The 18,746-nt window shown below is 75.2% G+C and carries 6 protein-coding genes; 5 read left to right on the top strand and 1 reads right to left on the bottom strand.

Annotation, left to right across the window (positions count from 1 at the left end; genetic code table 11):
• The first annotated feature begins 96 nt into the window (after positions 1 to 96).
• The gene (locus M1O15_RS21765; protein WP_248635789.1) at positions 97 to 5,445 is read left to right on the top strand and encodes a type I polyketide synthase; all 5,349 of its coding nucleotides are present in this window, start codon (positions 97 to 99) and stop codon (positions 5,443 to 5,445) included.
• 238 nt (positions 5,446 to 5,683) lie between these two features.
• Here M1O15_RS21765 and M1O15_RS21770 read toward each other — a convergent pair whose 3' ends face one another.
• Positions 5,684 to 6,397 carry a TetR/AcrR family transcriptional regulator gene (locus tag M1O15_RS21770; RefSeq protein ID WP_248635790.1) on the bottom strand — a complete coding sequence of 238 codons (714 nt, stop codon included), beginning with the start codon at positions 6,395 to 6,397 and terminating at the stop codon, positions 5,684 to 5,686.
• Between the two features lie 337 nt (positions 6,398 to 6,734).
• Between M1O15_RS21770 and M1O15_RS21775 the strand changes: the two genes are divergently transcribed.
• The 4 genes from M1O15_RS21775 (at position 6,735) to M1O15_RS21790 (ending at position 18,741) form a co-directional block, all read left to right on the top strand.
• Complete coding sequence (locus M1O15_RS21775) at positions 6,735 to 8,285, top strand: MFS transporter (RefSeq protein WP_248635791.1); 1,551 nt, start codon at positions 6,735 to 6,737, stop codon at positions 8,283 to 8,285.
• 375 nt (positions 8,286 to 8,660) lie between these two features.
• A complete protein-coding gene (locus M1O15_RS21780; protein ID WP_282577062.1) occupies positions 8,661 to 10,535 on the top strand; it encodes a BTAD domain-containing putative transcriptional regulator in 1,875 nt (624 codons plus the stop codon).
• A 338-nt stretch (positions 10,536 to 10,873) separates the two neighbouring features.
• Positions 10,874 to 11,143 carry an acyl carrier protein gene (locus M1O15_RS21785; protein WP_248635793.1) on the top strand — a complete coding sequence of 90 codons (270 nt, stop codon included), beginning with the start codon at positions 10,874 to 10,876 and terminating at the stop codon, positions 11,141 to 11,143.
• A gap of 521 nt (positions 11,144 to 11,664) precedes the next feature.
• The gene (locus tag M1O15_RS21790) at positions 11,665 to 18,741 is read left to right on the top strand and encodes a type I polyketide synthase (protein ID WP_248635794.1); all 7,077 of its coding nucleotides are present in this window, start codon (positions 11,665 to 11,667) and stop codon (positions 18,739 to 18,741) included.
• Positions 18,742 to 18,746 lie beyond the last annotated feature (5 nt).

Raw genomic sequence — 18,746 nt, forward strand, 5'->3', positions numbered from 1 at the left:
CTTCCCCTCGTCGCGCCTCGCCCCCGGCCCCGGCCGGATTCCCCTCGTCCCCCGCCGTCCGCAGCGGACGGCGCCCCGACCCGTGAGCGGTGACCCATGGTGAGTGACACGCCCCCTCTGCCGCCGTCCCCCGAGGAACCGATCGCCGTCGTCGGCATCGGCTGCCGCTTCCCCGGCGGCATCGACTCCCCGCAGGCCTTCTGGCGGCTGCTGACCGACGGGGCCGGCACCTCCGGGCCGGTGCCCGAGGACCGCTGGGCCCCGCAGCGCGCGCTGTCCCGGGAGAACGCGGCGGTGCTGTCGCGGGTGATCTCCAACGGCTCCTTCCTGGACGACATCAGCGGTTTTGACGCCGCGTTCTTCGGGATGTCCGCCACCGAGGCCCGCCAGCTCGACCCGCAGCAGCGGATGGCGCTGGAGGTGGCCTGGGAGGCCCTGGAGCACGCCGGCATCCCCGCCACCGGGCTGGCCGGCACCGACACCGGTGTCTTCATCGGCGTGGGCACCGACGACTACGGCCGCCGGCTGCTGGAGGACCTGCCCGGCGTCGAGGCCTGGACCGGCATCGGCTCCTCGCTGTGCGGGGTGCCCAACCGGATCTCGTACACCCTGGACCTGCGCGGCCCCAGCCTGGCCGTGGACACCGCCTGCTCCTCCTCCCTGGTCGCCCTGCACCAGGCCTGCGCGGCGCTGCGGAGCGGCGAGGTGCCGGTGGCGCTGGCGGGCGGGGTGATGCTGATGGCGGGCCCGGGTCTCACCACGGTCCTGGACGTCGCCGGGGCCATCTCCCCGGACGGCCGCTCCAAGGCGTTCGACGAGGCCGCCGACGGCTACGGGCGCGGCGAGGGCTGCGGGGTCGTGGTGCTCAAGCGGCTCTCCGACGCGCGCCGCGACGGCGACCGGGTGCTGGCGCTGGTCCGCGGCAGCGCCGTGCACCAGGACGGCCGCACCGACGGCATCATGGCGCCCAGCCCGGCCGCCCAGGCGCATCTGCTGCGCCGGGCCTACCGGGCCGCCGGGGTGGCTCCCGGCGAGGTGGACTACGTCGAGGCGCACGGCACCGGCACCAAGGTCGGCGACCCGATCGAGGCGGCGGCGCTGGCCGAGGTGGTGGGCGACCGGGCCGAGGGCCGCGGTCCGTGCCTGATCGGCTCGGTGAAGACCAACATCGGGCACTGCGAGTCCGCGGCCGGGGTCGCGGGGCTGATCAAGACGGTGCTGGCGATGGAGCACGGCGTCATCCCGCCCACCCTCTCGGTGGCCGGCCCCCGCAAGGACATCCCCTGGGCCACCTCCGGCCTGCGGCTGGTCGCCGAGCCGACCCCCTGGCCCGAGACCGGACGCCCCCGGCTGGCCGGGGTCGCCAGCTACGGCTACGGCGGCACCATCGCCCACGCGGTGCTGGAGCAGGCCCCGGCGGAGGACGCTGCCCAGCCCCAGCCCGGCGCCTCCGGGCGGGCCGGGGTGGCGCCCGCGCCCCAGGAGGCCGGACCCACCGCGCAGGAGCGCGCCGCCGCCGAACCGGGCGGCGTGGTGCCCGCGCCCCGGGAGGCCGGTGCCACCCCGCAGGAGCGCGCCGACGCGGACCCCGGGTCCGCAGCCGAGACCGGGGCCGGACCCACCGCGCGGGAGCGCGCCTTCGCCGCCGACGCCGGGAGTGCGCGGGAGCGCGGGGCCCGGGCGCTGACCCTGTACCCCGTCTCCTCCGCCAACGGCCCCGGGCTGGCCGCTCAGGCCGGGCGGCTGGCCGGGGCCGTCGGGGCGCACCCGCTGCGGAACGTGGGACACACCCTGGCGCACCGCCGGGCGCACCTCGCCGAGCGGGCGGCCGTGGTCACCGGCGACCGGGAGGAGCTGGCCGCCGCGCTGGCGGCGCTGGCCGCCGGCGAGGCCCATCCGGCCCTGGTCACCGGCGACGCCTCCGGCCCGTCCCGCGCCCCGGTCTGGGTGTTCTCCGGGCACGGCGCCCAGTGGTCCGGCATGGGCCGCGAACTCCTCGCCGACGAACCGGTGTTCGCCGCCGCCATCGACCGGCTCGGCCCCATCTACGCCGAGGAGCTGGGCCTCACCCCGCGTGAGGTGCTCACCGGGGGCGACCTCGGCTCGGTCGACACCGTCCAGTCGATGCTGTTCGCCATGCAGATCGGGCTGGCCGAGGTCTGGCGGCACTACGGGGTGGTGCCCGGCGCGATCATCGGCCACTCGGTCGGGGAGATCGCCGCCGCCGTGGCGGCCGGGGTACTGGACGAGGCGGACGGCGCCCGGCTGGTCTGCCGCCGCTCCGCACTGCTGCGCAAGGTCGCCGGGATGGGCGCCATGATCATGGTGGACCGCCCGTTCGACGAGGTGGCCGCCGCCATCGGCACCACCGACACCCTCTGCGCCGCCATCGCCGCCGCCCCCTCCTCGACCGTGGTCGCCGGGGACATCCCGGCCGTGGACCAGGCCGCCGAGCGGTGGGCGGAACAGGGCTGGACGGTACGGCGGGTGGACTCCGACGTCGCCTTCCACAGCGCCCATATGACGGAGATCAGCGCCGACCTGGCGTTGGCCGTCGCCGACCTGGAGCCGCGCCCCGCCCGCGTACCGCTCTATCTCACCGCCGTCGAGGACCCCCGCTCCGGCCGCCGCCAGGACGCCTCCTACTGGGCGGCGAACCTGCGCGAGCCGGTGCGGTTCGCCGACGCGGTACGGGCCGCCGCCGAGGACGGCCACCGCACCTTCCTGGAGGTCTCCGCGCACCCGGTGGTCAGCCACTCGGTCACCGAGACCACCGCCGGAATCCCGGGCGTGCTGGTCGTGCCGACCCTGCGCCGTAACAAGCCGGAGCGCGCCACGCTGCTCGCCTCCCTGGCCCGGCTGCACTGCGCGGGCGTACCGGTCGACTGGCCGGTGCTCCAGCCGGCCGGGCACCGCGCCGACCTGCCCACCAGGGCCTGGCAGCACGAGCGGCACTGGGTGGACGCCCGGGGGCTCACCGAGTCGCCCGCCGACACCCTGCTCGGCACCGAGACAGCGGTGCACGGCGCCCGGCTGCGGATCTGGCGGACCACGCTCGACCTGCGGACCCGGCCCTACCCGCGCCGCCACCCGGTCCAGGGCACCGAGATCATCCCGGCCGCCGTCCTGGTGAACACCTTCCTCACCGCGGGCCGTACCGAGGTGCTGACCGATCTGCGGCTGCGCCAGCCGGTGGTGGTGCCCCGGGAGGAGACCCGGGAGGTACAGGTCGTCCGGGACGACGGCGGGCTGCGGCTGGTCACCCGCCGGCTGGGCGCCCCGGACACCGCCTGGTCCACCCACACCCTGGCGGCGGTCGGCGGGGACGGGGAGACCGAGCCGCTCGGCGAGGTCAGCGCCCCGGAGCCGCTGGACCCGGACCATGTGGTCGACCGGTTGGCCGAACTCGGCGTCGCCGACATGGGATACCCCTGGCGGATCGACGAACTGCGCCGAGGCGACGGTGTATTGACCGCCGTGGTCACCGCCGGTCTGGACCGCAGCTGGGCGGCGGTGCTGGACGCCGCCCTCTCCATGGCCTCGGTGATCTTCACCGGTCCGGCGGTGCTGCGGATGCCCGCGCACATCGACCGGGTCAGCCGGTCCGGCCCGCCGCCGCGCACCGCCGCGATCACCGTCACGCTCGACCCGGACCGCCCCACCACCGTCCATGTGGATGTGCGCGGACTGCCGGAGGCGGCAGGGGGCGGGGCCGCGTCACTGTGCTCGCTGCGCGGGCTGCGGTACGGGGAGCTCGACGGCAACCTCTCCGGTGAGGAGCGGAGCACCAGCGGGCGCTTCGACCTGGAGTGGCAGCCGTTCCCGGTGAGCGGCGGGACGCACACCGCCCTGCCCGGCCGGACCGTGCTGGTGCTCGGCCCCGATCCGCTCGCCCGCTCGCTGGTCCCGGCCTGCGCGGGGCAGGGCGCCACGGTGAGCGTGGACGCGACCGGGCTCGCCGAGGCCGACCATGTGCTGTACGCGCCGGGGGACGCCGAACCGGTCGCCACGGCCACCGGGTTCACCCGGCTGGTCGGTGAGATCGCGGCGCTGCCCGGCCGCAAGCCCCGGCTGTGGTGCCTGACCTCCGGGGTGCGCGCGGCGGCCTCGGCCGGCGACCTCGGCGGCGCGCCGCTGTGGGGCATGGGCCGGGTGGCGGCGAGCGAGCACCCGGAGTTCTGGGGCGGGGTGGTGGACGTACCGGCCGGCCCGCTGGACCAGGAGTCCGCCACGCTGCTGCTGGACCTGCTCCCGCTGCGGCCCCCTGAGCCGGTGCTCTCGGTGGCCGGTGGCGCGGTCCAGGTACCCCGGCTGGTGCCGGCCGCACCGGCGCCGGACGGCGAGCCGTTCGGCTGCCGGGCCGACGGCACCTATCTCATCACCGGCGGCCTCGGTGTGCTGGGCCTGGAGCTGGCCGAGCACCTCGCCCAGCGGGGCGCCCGCCGGATCGTGCTGCTGGGCCGCACCCCGCTGCCGCCGCGCGCCGAGTGGTCCGACGAGGACCGCCGGACCGCCGCGGTGCGCCGACTGGAGGCGGCGGGCGTCACGGTCGCCACCCTCGCGGTGGACATCACCGATCGGGAGGCGGTGCGCACGGCCCTGGCCGGGCTCCGACTGCCCCCCGTACGGGGTGTGGTGCACGCGGCGGGCACCGTACACAGCGCGCTGCTGCACCAGTTGGAGGCCGAGGCGCTGCGCGAGGTGATGCGGCCCAAGGTGGACGGCGCTCGGGTGCTGCACGAGCTGTTCCCGCCCGGCTCCACCGACTTCTTCGTGCTGTTCTCCTCGGCGGGCCCGCTGCTGGGGCTGCCCGGTCAGGGGGCCTACGCGGCGGCCAACGCCTGTCTGGACGCGCTCGCCGCCCACCGGCGGGCCCTCGGCGGCCGGGAGTCGGTGTCCATCGCCTGGACGAGCTGGCGCGGGATGGGCATGGCCACGGCGGCGGAGGCCACCGACGTCGAACTCGCCGCCCGTGGCACGGCCGACATCGCCCCGGACCGGGCGCTGCGCGCCTTCGACCAGATCGCCGCGGGCGCCGCGGGTCCGCTGGTCGCGGTGCTCGGGCTGCTCCGCGGCCACCGGGGCCCGCGCCCCGCCCTGCTGGCGGAGCTGGCCCCGGACGACACCGCCCAGCCGGCCGAGGTGCCGGACTGGGTGGGCCTGTCGGGCGAGGAACTGGCGGCGTATCTGCTGGACGACGTACGCCGCCGGGTGGCCGCGGTGCTCGGGCTGCGGCCCGACGCCATCGGGGTGCACCGGCCGCTGACCGAGGCGGGCGTGGACTCGCTGCTGGCGGCGGCGGTACGGGTGGCCCTGGAGCGCGACCTGGGGGTGGCGCTGCCGGCCACCCTGCTGTGGAACTACCCGACGGTGAGCGAGATCGCGGGCTTCCTGGCGGGCGTGCTGGCGACTCGCGCCCCCGACGAGGCCCCCGCCGGCGCCTGACCGCACCGCCCACCCCCGTACACCCACGGGGACACACGCACACAGCCGCGCCCCGGGCCACCCGCCCGGGGCGCGGCCCGTTCTGCACCCGGGCCCGCGTCCCGAGGGCCCCGCACCCGCACCACCGGGGCGCGCCCCCGGACCGGAGGCGCGCCCACCGGGCCCGGCCCCGTAACGCCGGCCGCACCCACCGGGGGCCGGGCCCCGACTCCGTACCGCCCCCGTCCCCTCCCCGGCCTCAAGGCCGGGTGAGCAGCGCCTCCGCGCCGTCCAGGGAGCGCTCCACGGTGAGCCGGAAGAAGGCGAGGTCCTGGTCGGCCGGGTCCTCGCTGCTGGCCAGCGCCCGCGCGCCCGCCGCCGCCAGGCCCGGCCGCTCGGCGTCCTCGGCGAACGCGGCCATGGTGCGGCCCATCTCGGCCCGGGCCTGGGGGAAGTAGCTGCCCCGGTCGTCCTCCACCGCCACCAGCATGAAGGCGCTGTTCAGCAGGTAGCGGTAGATGTCGGTGGCGCGGTCCCCGAAGCCCGCCGCCTGGAGCACCCGGATGCCCGCGTCGATCGTCGGCAGCGCGGACCGCACCGTGGGGCCCACCACCACCAGGCGGCGCGCCACCCCCGGGTACTCCTTCAGGATGGCGCGGCCCTCGAAGGTCAGCCGGCTGAACCACTCGCGCCAGCCGACGTCCGTGCCGGGGACGGGTATCCGGCCGACGATCCGGTCCGTCACCGCCATCACCACCGCCTCCCGGTCCCCCACATGGTGGGCCACCACCCCCGGCCAGACATCCAGCCGGGTCGCGATCTGACGGATCGACCAGCCGTCGAGGCCGCGCTCGGCGGTCAGTTCGACGGCCGCTTCGACGATCTTGTCGGCGGTGATCGGCGGCAGGCCCGCGGAGGCGCGTGACCGGCGGCGCGGAGCCGATTCGGGCGCGCGCGATACGGATTCGGGCATGGCTGTCACCTCACGCTGGGGGGCTACCGGGGGTACGGCACCCGGTGCGACTTGACGCCCGGCGTCCCGCAGGGCATAGAGTCAGCCTAACCTATTAGCCACTGTCTAAGACCGGCTCGTACCGGCCGCGCACCCCCATGCGCCGTGCCGCCCGTGGCGAACCGGACAGCGCGCCCCGCACCTTCGGACCGACCGCCTCCCCCACCGGTCGGTCCCGCCTTTCGCACCGCTCCGTCCTCAGAAGACGCCTCCTGTCCCTCAGAAGAGACCTCCTGTCGCTCAGAAGGCACTTCCTTTCCCTCACGTCACCTTCCTTTCCCGAGAGAGGCACCGCGCCATGCGCAAATGGATGCCGCTGCTGGCGGTCTGCCTGGGCACCTTCATGCTGCTGATCGACGTGACGATCGTCAGCGTCGCCCTGCCCCAGATGACGGACTCGCTCGACGCCTCGTTCTCCGCCCTCCAGTGGGTGGTGGACATCTACGTCCTGGTGCTCGCCGCCCTGCTGATGTCGATCGGCTCGCTGTCCGACCTGGTCGGCGCCCGCCGGGTCTACCTCATCGGCCTGGCCGTCTTCGCCGCCGCCTCGCTGGCCTGCGGACTGGCCGACGGCAGCGCCCTGCTGATCGCCGCCCGGGGTGTCCAGGGCCTGGGCGCCGCGGCCATGTTCGCCACCAACGCCGCGCTCCTGGCCGGGAACTACCAGGGCAAGGACCGCGGTATCGCGTTCGGCCTGTGGGGCGCGGTCAACGGCGCGGCGGCGGCCGCCGGGCCGATCCTGGGCGGTCTGCTCACCGAACACGCCAGCTGGCGCTGGATCTTCTTCGTCAACCTGCCGGTCGCGGCCGTCGCGCTGGTCATCGGGCGGCGGCATCTGAAGGGCGAGCCCTCCGGGGCCACCCGCCGGATCGACCTGCCGGGCACCATCGGCTTCACCCTCGCCGCGACCCTGCTCATCTTCGCCCTGATCCACGCCGGTGAGGACGGCTGGGGCTCGTCCACCACGCTTGCCCTGTTCGCCGGGAGCGCAGTGGCGCTAATCGCCTTCCTGCTGGTCGAGCGCGGCAAGCGGGACCCCATGCTGGACCTGGGGCTGCTGGGCTCGCCCTCGTTCGGCGGGCTGATGGCCGGTGCGGTGGTGTTCAGCGCCGCCGCCTTCGCCAATCTGGTGTTCGTCTCCGTCTGGGCGCAGTCCCTGCTCGGCCTCAGCCCGGTGGAGGCGGGCCTGATCCTGATGCCGCTGAGCGGGATGTCCTTCGTGGCGGCCGGTCTCGCGGGCCGGTTCCTCTCCTCGGTGGCCCCGCAGTGGCCGATCGGCATCGGCCTGCTGCTGATCGGCGCCGGCACCCTGCTGGAGATGCGGCTGACCGCCACGTCCGGCTGGACGGCGCTGCTGCCCGGCATGCTGCTGAGCGGTGTGGGCGTCGGCATCGCCTCGCCGATCCTCGCCTCGGCCGCCCTGGCCGCGGCCCCGGCGAGCCGGGCGGGCATGGCCTCCGGCGCGGCCAACACCTTCCGTCAGCTCGGCTTCGCCGTCGGCATCCCGGTGGTGGGCGCCATCCTGTCCGGGGTGGTCGGGCGGAAGGCGGCCGACAGCGGGGTGTTCCCCGACTCCGACGCGGCGGCCGAGCTGGCCACCGGCGGCCAGTCGGCCCGCCTGATCGCCGAACTCCCCGCCGGGGCACGGGAGACGGGTGAGCGGGTGATCGAGCAGGCCTACGCGGCCGGGCTCGACCGGGCCTTCCTGGTGAGCGGTCTCGCGGCGGTGCTGGCCGGGGTGCTCGTCCTGCTGCTGGTGCGCAGGTCGCCCGAGCAGCCGGACCCCGCGGAGTCCGGGCCGGGCACGGCGGCGCGGCCCGCCACGGAGAGCCCGGCACCCGCCGTGTGACCTCCGGGCCGAAGGCACCGGGTGCTCGACCGGGCCACCGGGCGCCGGGAAGGCGAAGGAGTCGCCGAGCGCCGGGAAATCGGTCGGGCCACCGGGCGGCGGGAAGGCGAACGAGTCGCCGGGCGCCGGGAAATCGGTCGGGTCACCGGGTGCCGAAGGAGTCGATCGGTCAGCGGGCGACGGGAAGTTGACGGAATCGCGGCCCCCGGGGAATTGATCGGGATTGTGCGGTCCGGGTAACCGGACCGCACGATCTCCGTATGGCCGACGACCGCTTCCCATAACCTCTGCGCAAGGGAACGACCAGGAGCCGAGCGAAAGAAAACCGGCGGGTTTTCTTGTTTCTTCGCGGACCTGCTCAGGACGGGGGATTAGTTGAGAACTATACGAGGTTCCGAACTGCGCACCGCGCGCACAAAGGCGAGACTGACCCAGGAAGAGGTGGCCCGAAGGGCCTCCGTGAGTGTGCGCACCATCCGCCATATCGAGCACGGCCAGGTGAAGACGCCCCGGCGCGAGACGCTGACGCGGATCGCCGAAGTCGTCGGCTGGCGGCCCGCCGATCCACCGGACGAGCCAGCCTCCGCGCCGGATACCGGGCCGGCCGCCCAGGAGATCCGGGTGCTGGGGCCGCTGGCGGTCCTCTCGGCCGACCGGCCCGTACCGCTGCCCAGCAAGCAGCGCGCGCTGCTCGGGCTGCTCGCCGTCCAGCCGGACCGGACGGTCAGCCACGAGGAGATCGCGGACGTGCTGTGGAACGGCGAGGCCCCGCCCTCCTATCCGCAGCTGGTGCACACCCATGTGGCCCGGCTGCGCCGGATCGTGGAGCCCTCCGCCGGGGCGGCCGCCGCCACCGTGCGGCGGATCAGCACCGTGCGCGGCGGCTATGTCTTCAACAGTACGGACGTACGGCTGGACCTGTGCCGGTTCGAGGACCGGGTGGCCCTGGCCCGCCGGACCGTGACGCACGAACCGCTGGTCGCGCTCGACCTCTACGGGCAGGCCCTGCACTGCTGGCAGGGGCGGCTGCTGCACGACCTGCCCCAGCTCTGGCACCACCCCTCGGTGGTGCGGGTGGCCCAGCGCCATATCGACGTGGCCATCGAGTCCGCCGACCTGGCCCTGCGGCTGGACCGGCCCGGCTTCGCCGTGGAGCATCTGCGCACCGCCTCGTACGAGGAACCGCTGCACGAACCCCTCCAGGCCCGCATCATGCTGGCGCTCGCGGGCTCCGGCCGCCGGGCGGCGGCCCTCCAGCTCTTCGCCGAGCTGCGCACCCGGCTGAAGGAGGAGCTCGACGTCGAGCCGGGCGACGACATCCGGCGGGCGCGCGAGACGGTCCTGCGGGGCGGCGGCGCCCCGGAGCAGCGTGTCCTCTCGGCCATCCCCGCGCCCCGGTCGCCGAGGTCGCGGATGTCCGGGCCGCCGCCCCGCGCGGGCACCGCCGGCCCGGTCCACCCGGCGGCCGCCCCGGCGGGCCGCTCGCCCAGCATCGGGGCGCCCGCCCAGCTCCCCCTGGTGCCCGCCCCCTTCACCGGCCGGGCGGGGCAACTGACCGCCCTGGACCACGCGTTGCTCCGGCGGCACGGTGGCCACGGCTCCCCGGGGATCGCGGTGGTGCACGGCCCGGCGGACATCGGCAAGAGCGCCCTGGTGGTGCGCTGGGCCCATCATCGGCTGGCCGAGTTCCCCGACGGGCAGCTGTACGCCAGCCTCCAGGGCAGCATGGACCCCGAGCAGCGGACCGTGACCCCGTGCACGGTGGTCACCGGTTTCATCCGCTCCCTCGGCGTACGCGACGACTGGATTCCCGACACCCCGCACGAGGTGACCGCCCTCTTCCGCAGTTTGCTGGCCGGGCGCCGCTTCCTGGTGGTGCTGGACGACGTGGAGACCGCCTCCGAGGTCCGCTGCCTGCTGCCGGGCACCCCGGGCAACGCGGTGGTCGCCACCAGCCGCTCCCCGCTGGCCGACCTGGAGACCCGCGAGGGCGCCCACTCGCTGGGCCTGGGTGCGCTGACCGCCGAGGAGGCGCACGAGCTGATCGTGACGCACCTGGGCGCCGAGCGCACGGCCGCCGAACCGGGCGCGGCCGAGGAACTGGCGGCGGTCTGCGGCCGTCTGCCGCTGCCGCTGCGCCGGGCCGTCACCGAGCTCGCCGCCACCCCGTCCGGCTCCCTCGCCGGGCTCGCCGCCGACCTCGCCCGCACCGCCCCGCCCCGGCCTGACGGCCCTCACCCGGCTCCCTGACGCGGCTGCCTGACACGGCCGCTGACAGCCTTACGGCAGGCTGACAGCGCCTGCCACCCCGCCTCTCCGCCACCCGTTCGCCCAGCTCAGCGTGGCCGTTACCGGTCACGCCGCTGACATTCCGTTCGGAAAGGGCATCGGCCCGCCTTTGCGCGGGCCGGGTCCGGTTGCTCCGCGACGGGTGCCGCCCTAGGGTCACGGATCTCGGGACGGCCCGGAGCGCTACCGCTCCGACTCCCCCGCTCACCACCCTTCGGCGCCTCGGACGAGAGGCGTGCCCCGGGGAATTCCCTGATGTTTCCCGGACGCGGGCAGCAGACATTTCGAGAGGACGGGAAATGGCGAAGAACATATCGGCCGAGGAAGCCCAGAAGTGGCTGATCGAGGAGATCGCCCAGCGGCTCAGCGTGGCACCGGCCGACGTTCCGCCCGACCAGTACTTCGACGAGCTCGACCTGGACAGCACCCAGGCGCTCATCATCGCCGGTGAGATGGAGTCCTGGCTGGGCTTCGAGCTCGGCACCACGGCGCTCTGGTACCACCCCACCATCGAGGCGCTCGCCGCGCACATCGCCGAGGAGAGCCAGAAGCACACCGCCGCGGCCTGACCGCCGCGGCCCAGCCGCCCCGGCACCCGGGCCGCGCCGACCGCCACCCGCGCCCGGCGACCGTACGGGACCGGTGGCCGTACCGGACCGGTGGCCGCGCTCCCGGTATCCGGTCCCACCCGGCCCGTACGGCGAAGGAGCCGAGCCCGGCCGCCGGCCGTGCGGCCCACCGGCGGGCGTCGCCCCGCATCCCGGCCTTATCCGGCGCTCCCGGTGCGACTCCGGCCCCGCATCCGCCCGAGACCGCCGGCCCCGGGACACTCCGGCCCCCGCGCCACGGCCGGACCGACCGCCCCCGGCGCACGGCCGCCCGCACCGCGCCCGTACCGCCACCGGGCCCCGGCCCGAGGCCCCCGCCCACGACCGCCGCCACCGCGAGGTCCACCGGTCCGGATCGTCCCTCCCCCGCCTTTGAGGACGCCCTCCCCGCAGGCCCCTGCGGCCCCCTCGGCCCCTCCGCGCCGGAGCCGGGGCCGACGTGCCCCGAAGTCCCTGTTCGCCCAGATCCAGAGAGACTTGCCGTGAACCCTTCGCAGGAACCCGACCTCGACCGTCGGCTCGCCCGGGACCCCATCGCCATCGTCGGCCTCTCCGCGCTCTACCCCAAGTCCAGCAACGTGCGGGACTTCTGGGCGAACGTCGTCTCGGCCGCCGACTGCATCGACGACGTGCCCGCGGGCCACTGGGACGTGGACGAGCACTACGACCCCGACCCCACCGTGCCGGACAAGACGTACTCCAAGCGCGGCGGCTTCATCCCTGACGTCCCGTTCAACCCCCTGGAGTTCGGCCTGCCGCCGAACACCCTGGAGGTGACCGACGTCCTCCAGCTGCTCAGCCTGGTGGTCGCCCGCGACCTGCTGAAGGACGCCGGCGCCGACCAGCCCTGGTACGACGCCTCGCGCACCGGCGTGGTCCTCGGCATCACCGGGGCCAACCAGCTCACCCAGCCGCTGACCGCCCGCCTCCAGAGCCCGGTGCTCAAGGAGGTCGTCCGCAGCTGCGGTCTTTCCGAGCGGGACGCCGAGGAGATCACCGCCAAGTTCCGCCTGGCGTACGCCCCGTGGGAGGAGAACTCCTTCCCCGGCATGCTGGGCAACGTGGTGGCGGGCCGGGTCGCCAACCGGCTGGACCTCGGCGGCATCAACATGACGATCGACGCCGCCTGCGCCAGCTCCCTCGGCGCGGTCCGCACGGCGGTCAGCGAGCTGCTGGAAGGCCGCTCCGACACCATGCTGGTGGGCGGCTGCGACGCCGAGAACACGATCTTCATGTACCTCTGCTTCAGCAAGACCCCGGCCCTGTCGAAGTCCGGGCGGATCCGCCCGTTCGACAAGGACGCCGACGGCACCCTGATCGGCGAGGGCATCGGGATGCTCGCGCTGCGCCGGCTCGCCGACGCCGAGCGCGACGGCAACCGGATCTACGCGGTGCTGCGCGGTATGGGCACCTCCAGCGACGGCCGGTTCAAGTCGATCTACGCCCCGCGCAAGGAGGGCCAGGTCGTCGCCCTGCGCCGGGCGTACGAGGACGCCGACTGCCTCCCGTCCAGCGTCGAGCTCTTCGAGGCGCACGGCACCGGCACGGCGGTCGGGGACGCCACCGAGCTCAGCGCGCTGTCCGCCGTCGTCTCCGAGGGCAACGACCGGCGGCAGTACGCGGCCGTGGGCAGCGTCAAGTCCCAGATCGGGCACACCAAGGCGGCGGCCGGTGCGGCCGGGCTGATCAAGCTGGCACTGGCCCTGCACCACAAGGTGCTGCCGCCCACCATCAACGTGAACGAGCCCAACCCCGCCATCGACTTCGCCTCCGGGCCGTTCTACGTCAACACCGAGGCCCGTCCCTGGATCCGCGACCCGGAGCGCCCCAAGCGCCGGGCCGCCGTCTCCTCGTTCGGCTTCGGCGGCACCAACTTCCACATGGTGCTGGAGGAGCACGGCGACGGCGACGACCTGAAGGTCACCCACCCGGTCGCCGCGGTCCAGCTGTGGCACGCCCCGGACACCGCCGCCCTCACCGCGCTGCTCGCCGCCGACGCGCCCGCGACCGGCGGCCCGGCCCCCGAGGGCCACGCCCGCCTCGCGCTGGTCGCCCGTACCGCCGACGAGCTGGCGTCCCTGCGCGAGCTGGCTCTCGGCGAGCTGCGCGCCCGCCCCGAGGCCGAGGCCTGGTCGCACCCCAAGGGCCTGCACTACCGCCGCCGGGCCGCACAGGCCGGCCGGGTCGGAGCCCTCTTCGCGGGCCAGGGCAGCCAGTACGTCAACCTGGGCCGGAGCGCCGTGATGGCGCTGCCCCCGCTGCGGGCCGCCTTCGACCGGGCCAACACCGCCGCGCCGGGCGAGACCCCGCTGTCCCGGGTCGCCTTCCCGCCGCCGCTGTTCGGGGCGCAGGTGCCCGCCGAGCAGGAGGCCGCGCTCCGGGCGACCGCGTACGCGCAGCCGGCCATCGGCGCGCTGTCCGCGGGCCAGTTCCGCTACCTGTCCGAACTGGGCTTCGCCGCCGAAGGGTTCCTCGGCCACAGCTTCGGTGAGCTGACCGCTCTGTGGGCCTCCGGGGCGCTGGACGACGAGGCGTTCTTCGCCCTCGCCCGGGCCCGGGGCAAGGCCATGGCCCCACCGCCGGAGGCCGGGTTCGACCCCGGGGCGATGGCCGCGGTCTCCGCGCCGGAGGAGCGGGTCGCCGCACTGCTGGCCGACCGGCCGGGGGTGGTCGTCTGCAACCGCAACGCGCTCGACCAGATCGTGGTCGGCGGCCCCACCGCCGAGGTGGACCTGCTGGTCGCCGCCGCCAAGGAGGCGGGCCTGCGGGCGAGCCGGCTGCCGGTCTCGGCGGCCTTCCACACGCCCCTGGTCGGCCACGCGCTGGACGCGTTCCGGACCGAGGTGGAGCACTTCCAGGTCAACCGCCCGCACGGGACCGTGTTCGCCGACACCCGAGGGGCCGCCTACGGCGAGGACGTCGCCGCCAACCGCTCCGTACTGGCCGAACAGCTGGTCAACCCGGTGGACTTCGCCGGGCGGGTGGAGGAGATGTACGCCGCCGGGTTCCGGGTCTTCGTGGAGTTCGGGCCCAAGAACATCCTCACCCAGCTGGTGCGGCGCATCCTCGGCGACCGGGAGCACTGGGTGGTGGCGCTCGACGCCGGCCCCGGCCGCGACGCCGACACCGCCGTCAAGCAGGCCGTCGCCCAGCTGGCCGTCCTGGGGCTGCCGCTGGCGACCACCGACCGCTACACCGCCCCGGCGCCGGTGGCCGAGCCGGCCAAGGGCATGTCCATCCTGCTGAACGGCATCAACTACGTCTCGCCCGAGCGGCGGGCCGCGTACCGCGAGGCGATCGACCACGGCTACCGGATCGCCGCCCCGGTGGCACCGGGACAGGCCGCCGCCCCGGCACCCGCCGCCCCCTCGGCGGCACTGCCCGCGGTCCCGGCCCCCCGGCCCGCGCCGCTGCCGACCCCGGCCCGCGCCACGCCCGCCCCGGCACCGGCCGCTGCCCAGGTCGCCGTCCCGGCCACCGCCCCGGCCACCGCGTCGACGGCCACGGCCGTCCGGCCGGTGCCCGCCCCGGCCCCGGCCGTGCCCGCACCCACCGCCTTGGAGACCCCTCACGTGGACAGTGATCGCCTGGCCGGTCTGGTGGCCGACCATCTCGCCCTGCACGACGACTACCTCACCGGCCAGTTGCAGAGCGCGGAGCGGCTGGCCGGGCTGCTGGAGCGGGCCGCCGCCCAGGGCCAGGTGGGCCAGGTCCTGGCCGGGGTGAACGCCGTCAAGGAACACGGTCTGGACATCGGCCGCAGCCATCTGCGGGCCAACGAGATCCTGCGCGACCTGGCCGGCCTGGAGTTCGGCGCCGCCCCCGCTTCGGCCACCCCCGCACCCGTACCACTCGCCGTACCGGCCCCACCCGCGGCGCCCGCCCTCCACCGGCCCGCCCCCGCCCAGGTCCCGGCCGCCCAGCTCCCGGCCGCCCTGGCCCCCGCCCCGCAGCCCCTCGCCCCGGCCCCCGCGGCTCCCGCACCGGCGCCCGTCCAGCCCACCGCCCCCGTCCAGGCGGCCCCCACCGGGCCCGACGCCACCACCGCCGAGGCCGCGCTGCTCGACGTCGTCGCCCTGAAGACGGGCTACCCCGCCAACATGCTCGAACTCGACATGGACATCGAAGCCGACCTCGGCATCGACTCCATCAAACGCGTCGAAATCATGGGCATCCTCCAAGAACGCTTCCCCGGAGCCATCACCGCAGGCCCCGAACAACTCGCCGAACTCCGCACCCTCCGCCAGATCGTCGAATTCACCACCACCACCCAGGCAGCCCCTGCGGCCCCCGTCGCCCCCACCGGACCCGACACCGCCACCGCCCAGACCGCCCTGCTCGACGTCGTCGCCCTGAAGACGGGCTACCCCGCCAACATGCTCGAACTCGACATGGACATCGAAGCCGACCTCGGCATCGACTCCATCAAACGCGTCGAAATCATGGGCATCCTCCAAGAACGCTTCCCCGGAGCCATCACCGCAGGCCCCGAACAACTCGCCGAACTCCGCACCCTCCGCCAGATCGTCGAATTCACCACCACCACCCAGGCAGCCCCTGCGGCCCCCGTCGCCCCCACCGGACCCGACACCGCCACCGCCCAGACCGCCCTGCTCGACGTCGTCGCCCTGAAGACGGGCTACCCCGCCAACATGCTCGAACTCGACATGGACATCGAAGCCGACCTCGGCATCGACTCCATCAAACGCGTCGAAATCATGGGCATCCTCCAAGAACGCTTCCCCGGAGCCATCACCGCAGGCCCCGAACAACTCGCCGAACTCCGCACCCTCCGCCAGATCGTCGAATTCACCACCACCACCGAGGCGGCCCCTGCGGCCCCCGTCGCCCCCACCGGACCCGACGCCACCACCGCCCAGACCGCACTCCTCGACGTCGTCGCCCTCAAAACCGGCTACCCCGCCGACATGCTCGAACTCGACATGGACATCGAAGCCGACCTCGGCATCGACTCCATCAAACGCGTCGAAATCATGGGCATCCTCCAAGAACGCTTCCCCGGAGCCATCACCGCAGGCCCCGAACAGCTCGCCGAACTCCGCACCCTCCGCCAGATCGTGGAGTTCACCAGCGGAGCCGCCGCCTCTCCGGCGGAGGCCGCCCCCACCCCGGCCGCCCCGGCCACCTTCACCGCCCCGGTCGGCACCGGCATAGGGCGGGCGCAGGCCGCCCTGGTGACCCTGCCCAGCCCGGACCAGCTGGTCGGCGCCTTCGCCGAGGGTTCGGGTGCGCTGATCGTGGACGACGGCGCCGAGTTGGCGCCGGTGCTGGCGCAGCGGCTGATCGAGTCCGGCCGCCGGGTGCATGTGCTGCGGCTGCCCGGGGTGGCCCAGCGGGCCGGCGGGGTCAAGGACCACGCGCTGAGCGGCTGGGGCGTGACCGAGCTGGCCGAGCGGATGGAGGAGATCCTCGCCGACCGGGTCAGCACCGTGATCGACCTGACCGCCGCGGGTGCGGGGGACTGGTCCGACGGGGTGCGGCGGCTCGCGCACACGCTGCTGGTCGCCAAGCACGCCGTCCGGCCGCTGACGACCGCCGCCGCCTCCGGCCGTGCCGCCTTCCTCACCGTCACCCGGCTGGACGGGGCCTTCGGGCTCGGCGGGGTCGCGGAGGAGCTGGCCCCGGCGGGAGGCGCCGGAGGGCTGGTCAAGACCCTGGCCGTGGAGGCCCCCGAGCTGTTCTGCCGCGCGGTCGACCTGGCCCCGGCGCTGAGCCCGAAGGCCTCGGCCGAGCTGCTTCTCGCCGAGCTGGGCGACGCCGTGACCGACCCGGCGCAGGTCGGCCTGGACGGGGCCCGGCGGGTCGGTCTGACCCTCGCCGAGGAGCTGCCGGGCGCCGGCGGGACGGCGGAGGTGCCGGAACTGACCGGTGACGACGTCCTGGTGGTCACCGGTGGGGCGCGCGGCATCACCGCCGCCTGTGTGATCGAGCTGGCCCGGCGCTACCGGCCCGGCCTGCTGCTGCTCGGTCGCACTCCGCTGGCGGACGAGCCGGAGTGGGCGCGGGGCGTGGAGACCGCCGCGCTGAAGGCCGCCGCGGCCGCCCGGTTGAAGTCGGCGGGCGAGAAGCCGACCCCCAAGCGGGTGGAGCAGCTCTACCAGGGCGTCGTGGGCGCCCGGGAGATCCGCGCGACGCTCGCCGAGGTGAGCGCCGCGGGCAGCGAGGTGGAGTACCTGGCCGCGGACATCACCGACCCGGTCGCCACCGCCGCCGCGCTCGCCCCGCACCGGGACCGGGTGACCGGTCTGGTGCACGGCGCGGGGGTCCTCGCGGACCAGCTGATCGCCCAGAAGAAGGCCTCCGAGGTGGAGCGGGTGTTCGCTCCCAAGCTGGCCGGGCTGCGCGCGGTGACCGCCGCGCTGGACACCGGCGCCCTGCGCCATGTGGTCCTCTTCTCCTCGGTCGCCGGCTTCTTCGGCAACCGGGGCCAGTCGGACTACGCGATGGCCAACGAGGTGCTCAACACCTGGGCGTCCGCCTGGAAGCAGCGCCACCCGGCGGCCCGGGTCACCTCGCTCAACTGGGGCGCCTGGGACAGCGGCATGGTCTCCCCGGAGGTCAAGGCCGTCTTCCGGGAGCGCGGCCTCACCCTGATCCCGGTGGACACCGGGGCCCGGCTGTTCGCCGAGCAGTTCGCTCCCGACCGCGCCGGTGACGTGGTGACCGTGCTGGGCCCGACCACCCCGCTGTCGGTGCCGGAGCGGACCGTCCCGACCGCGACCGTGGTGGAGCGGGCGACGGCCCCGCTGGAGGGCGAGCCGATCCTCGCCGACCATGTCATCGGCGAGGCCCCGGTGCTCCCGGCGGTGCTGGCGCTCGGCTGGATGATCGGGGCGGCGGAGCGGATCCACGGCGCCGAGGTGCGCCAGGTCCGGGACTTCTCCGTACACAAGGGCATCGTCTTCGACGGCTCCCAGCCCGAGCGGATGACCCTGGAGCTGACCGCCGACGGCACCGCGGTGCGCGGTGCGATCCGGTCCACGGACGCCCAGGGCGCCGTCCGGCCGCACTACGGGGCGGTGCTGGACCCGGCGGCAGCGCTCGCCGCGGTCTCCCCCGGCGCGCTGCCCGCCCTCGGCAGCGGCCGGTCCGCCGACGAGCTCTACGGCGACGGCACCCTCTTCCACGGCCCCTCGCTGCGCGGGGTGCGCCGGGTGCTGGCCGAGGACGAGGCCGCCCAGCGGCTGGTCCTGGAGTGCGAGCTGACCGAACTCCGTACGGCGGGAGGCGCGTTCGCGGGCGGCCGGTTCGCCCCCGGCGCCGCGGATCTGCTGCTCCAGGCGGGTCTGGTCTGGGTGCGGCTGTTCCGGGGCACCGCCGGTCTGCCGCTGTCGGTCGGCCGGGCGGACCTGCACCGGCCGCTGCCCGACGGTGAGCCCTTCGTGGTCGTGGTCGAGCCCGCCGCCTCCGCCGCCACCGGCTCCGGCGCCTCGCTCACCGTCACCGCGTGCACCCCGGGCGGAGAGGTGATCACCCGCTTCGAGGACGTCTCCGTGGTCTCCGCGCCCCAGCTGGCGGCCAAGTTCATCAGCGGCTGATCCCC

This window comes from Streptomyces lichenis (genome assembly GCF_023218175.1).
In the GTDB taxonomy this organism is placed as follows: Bacteria; Actinomycetota; Actinomycetes; order Streptomycetales; family Streptomycetaceae; genus Streptomyces; species Streptomyces lichenis.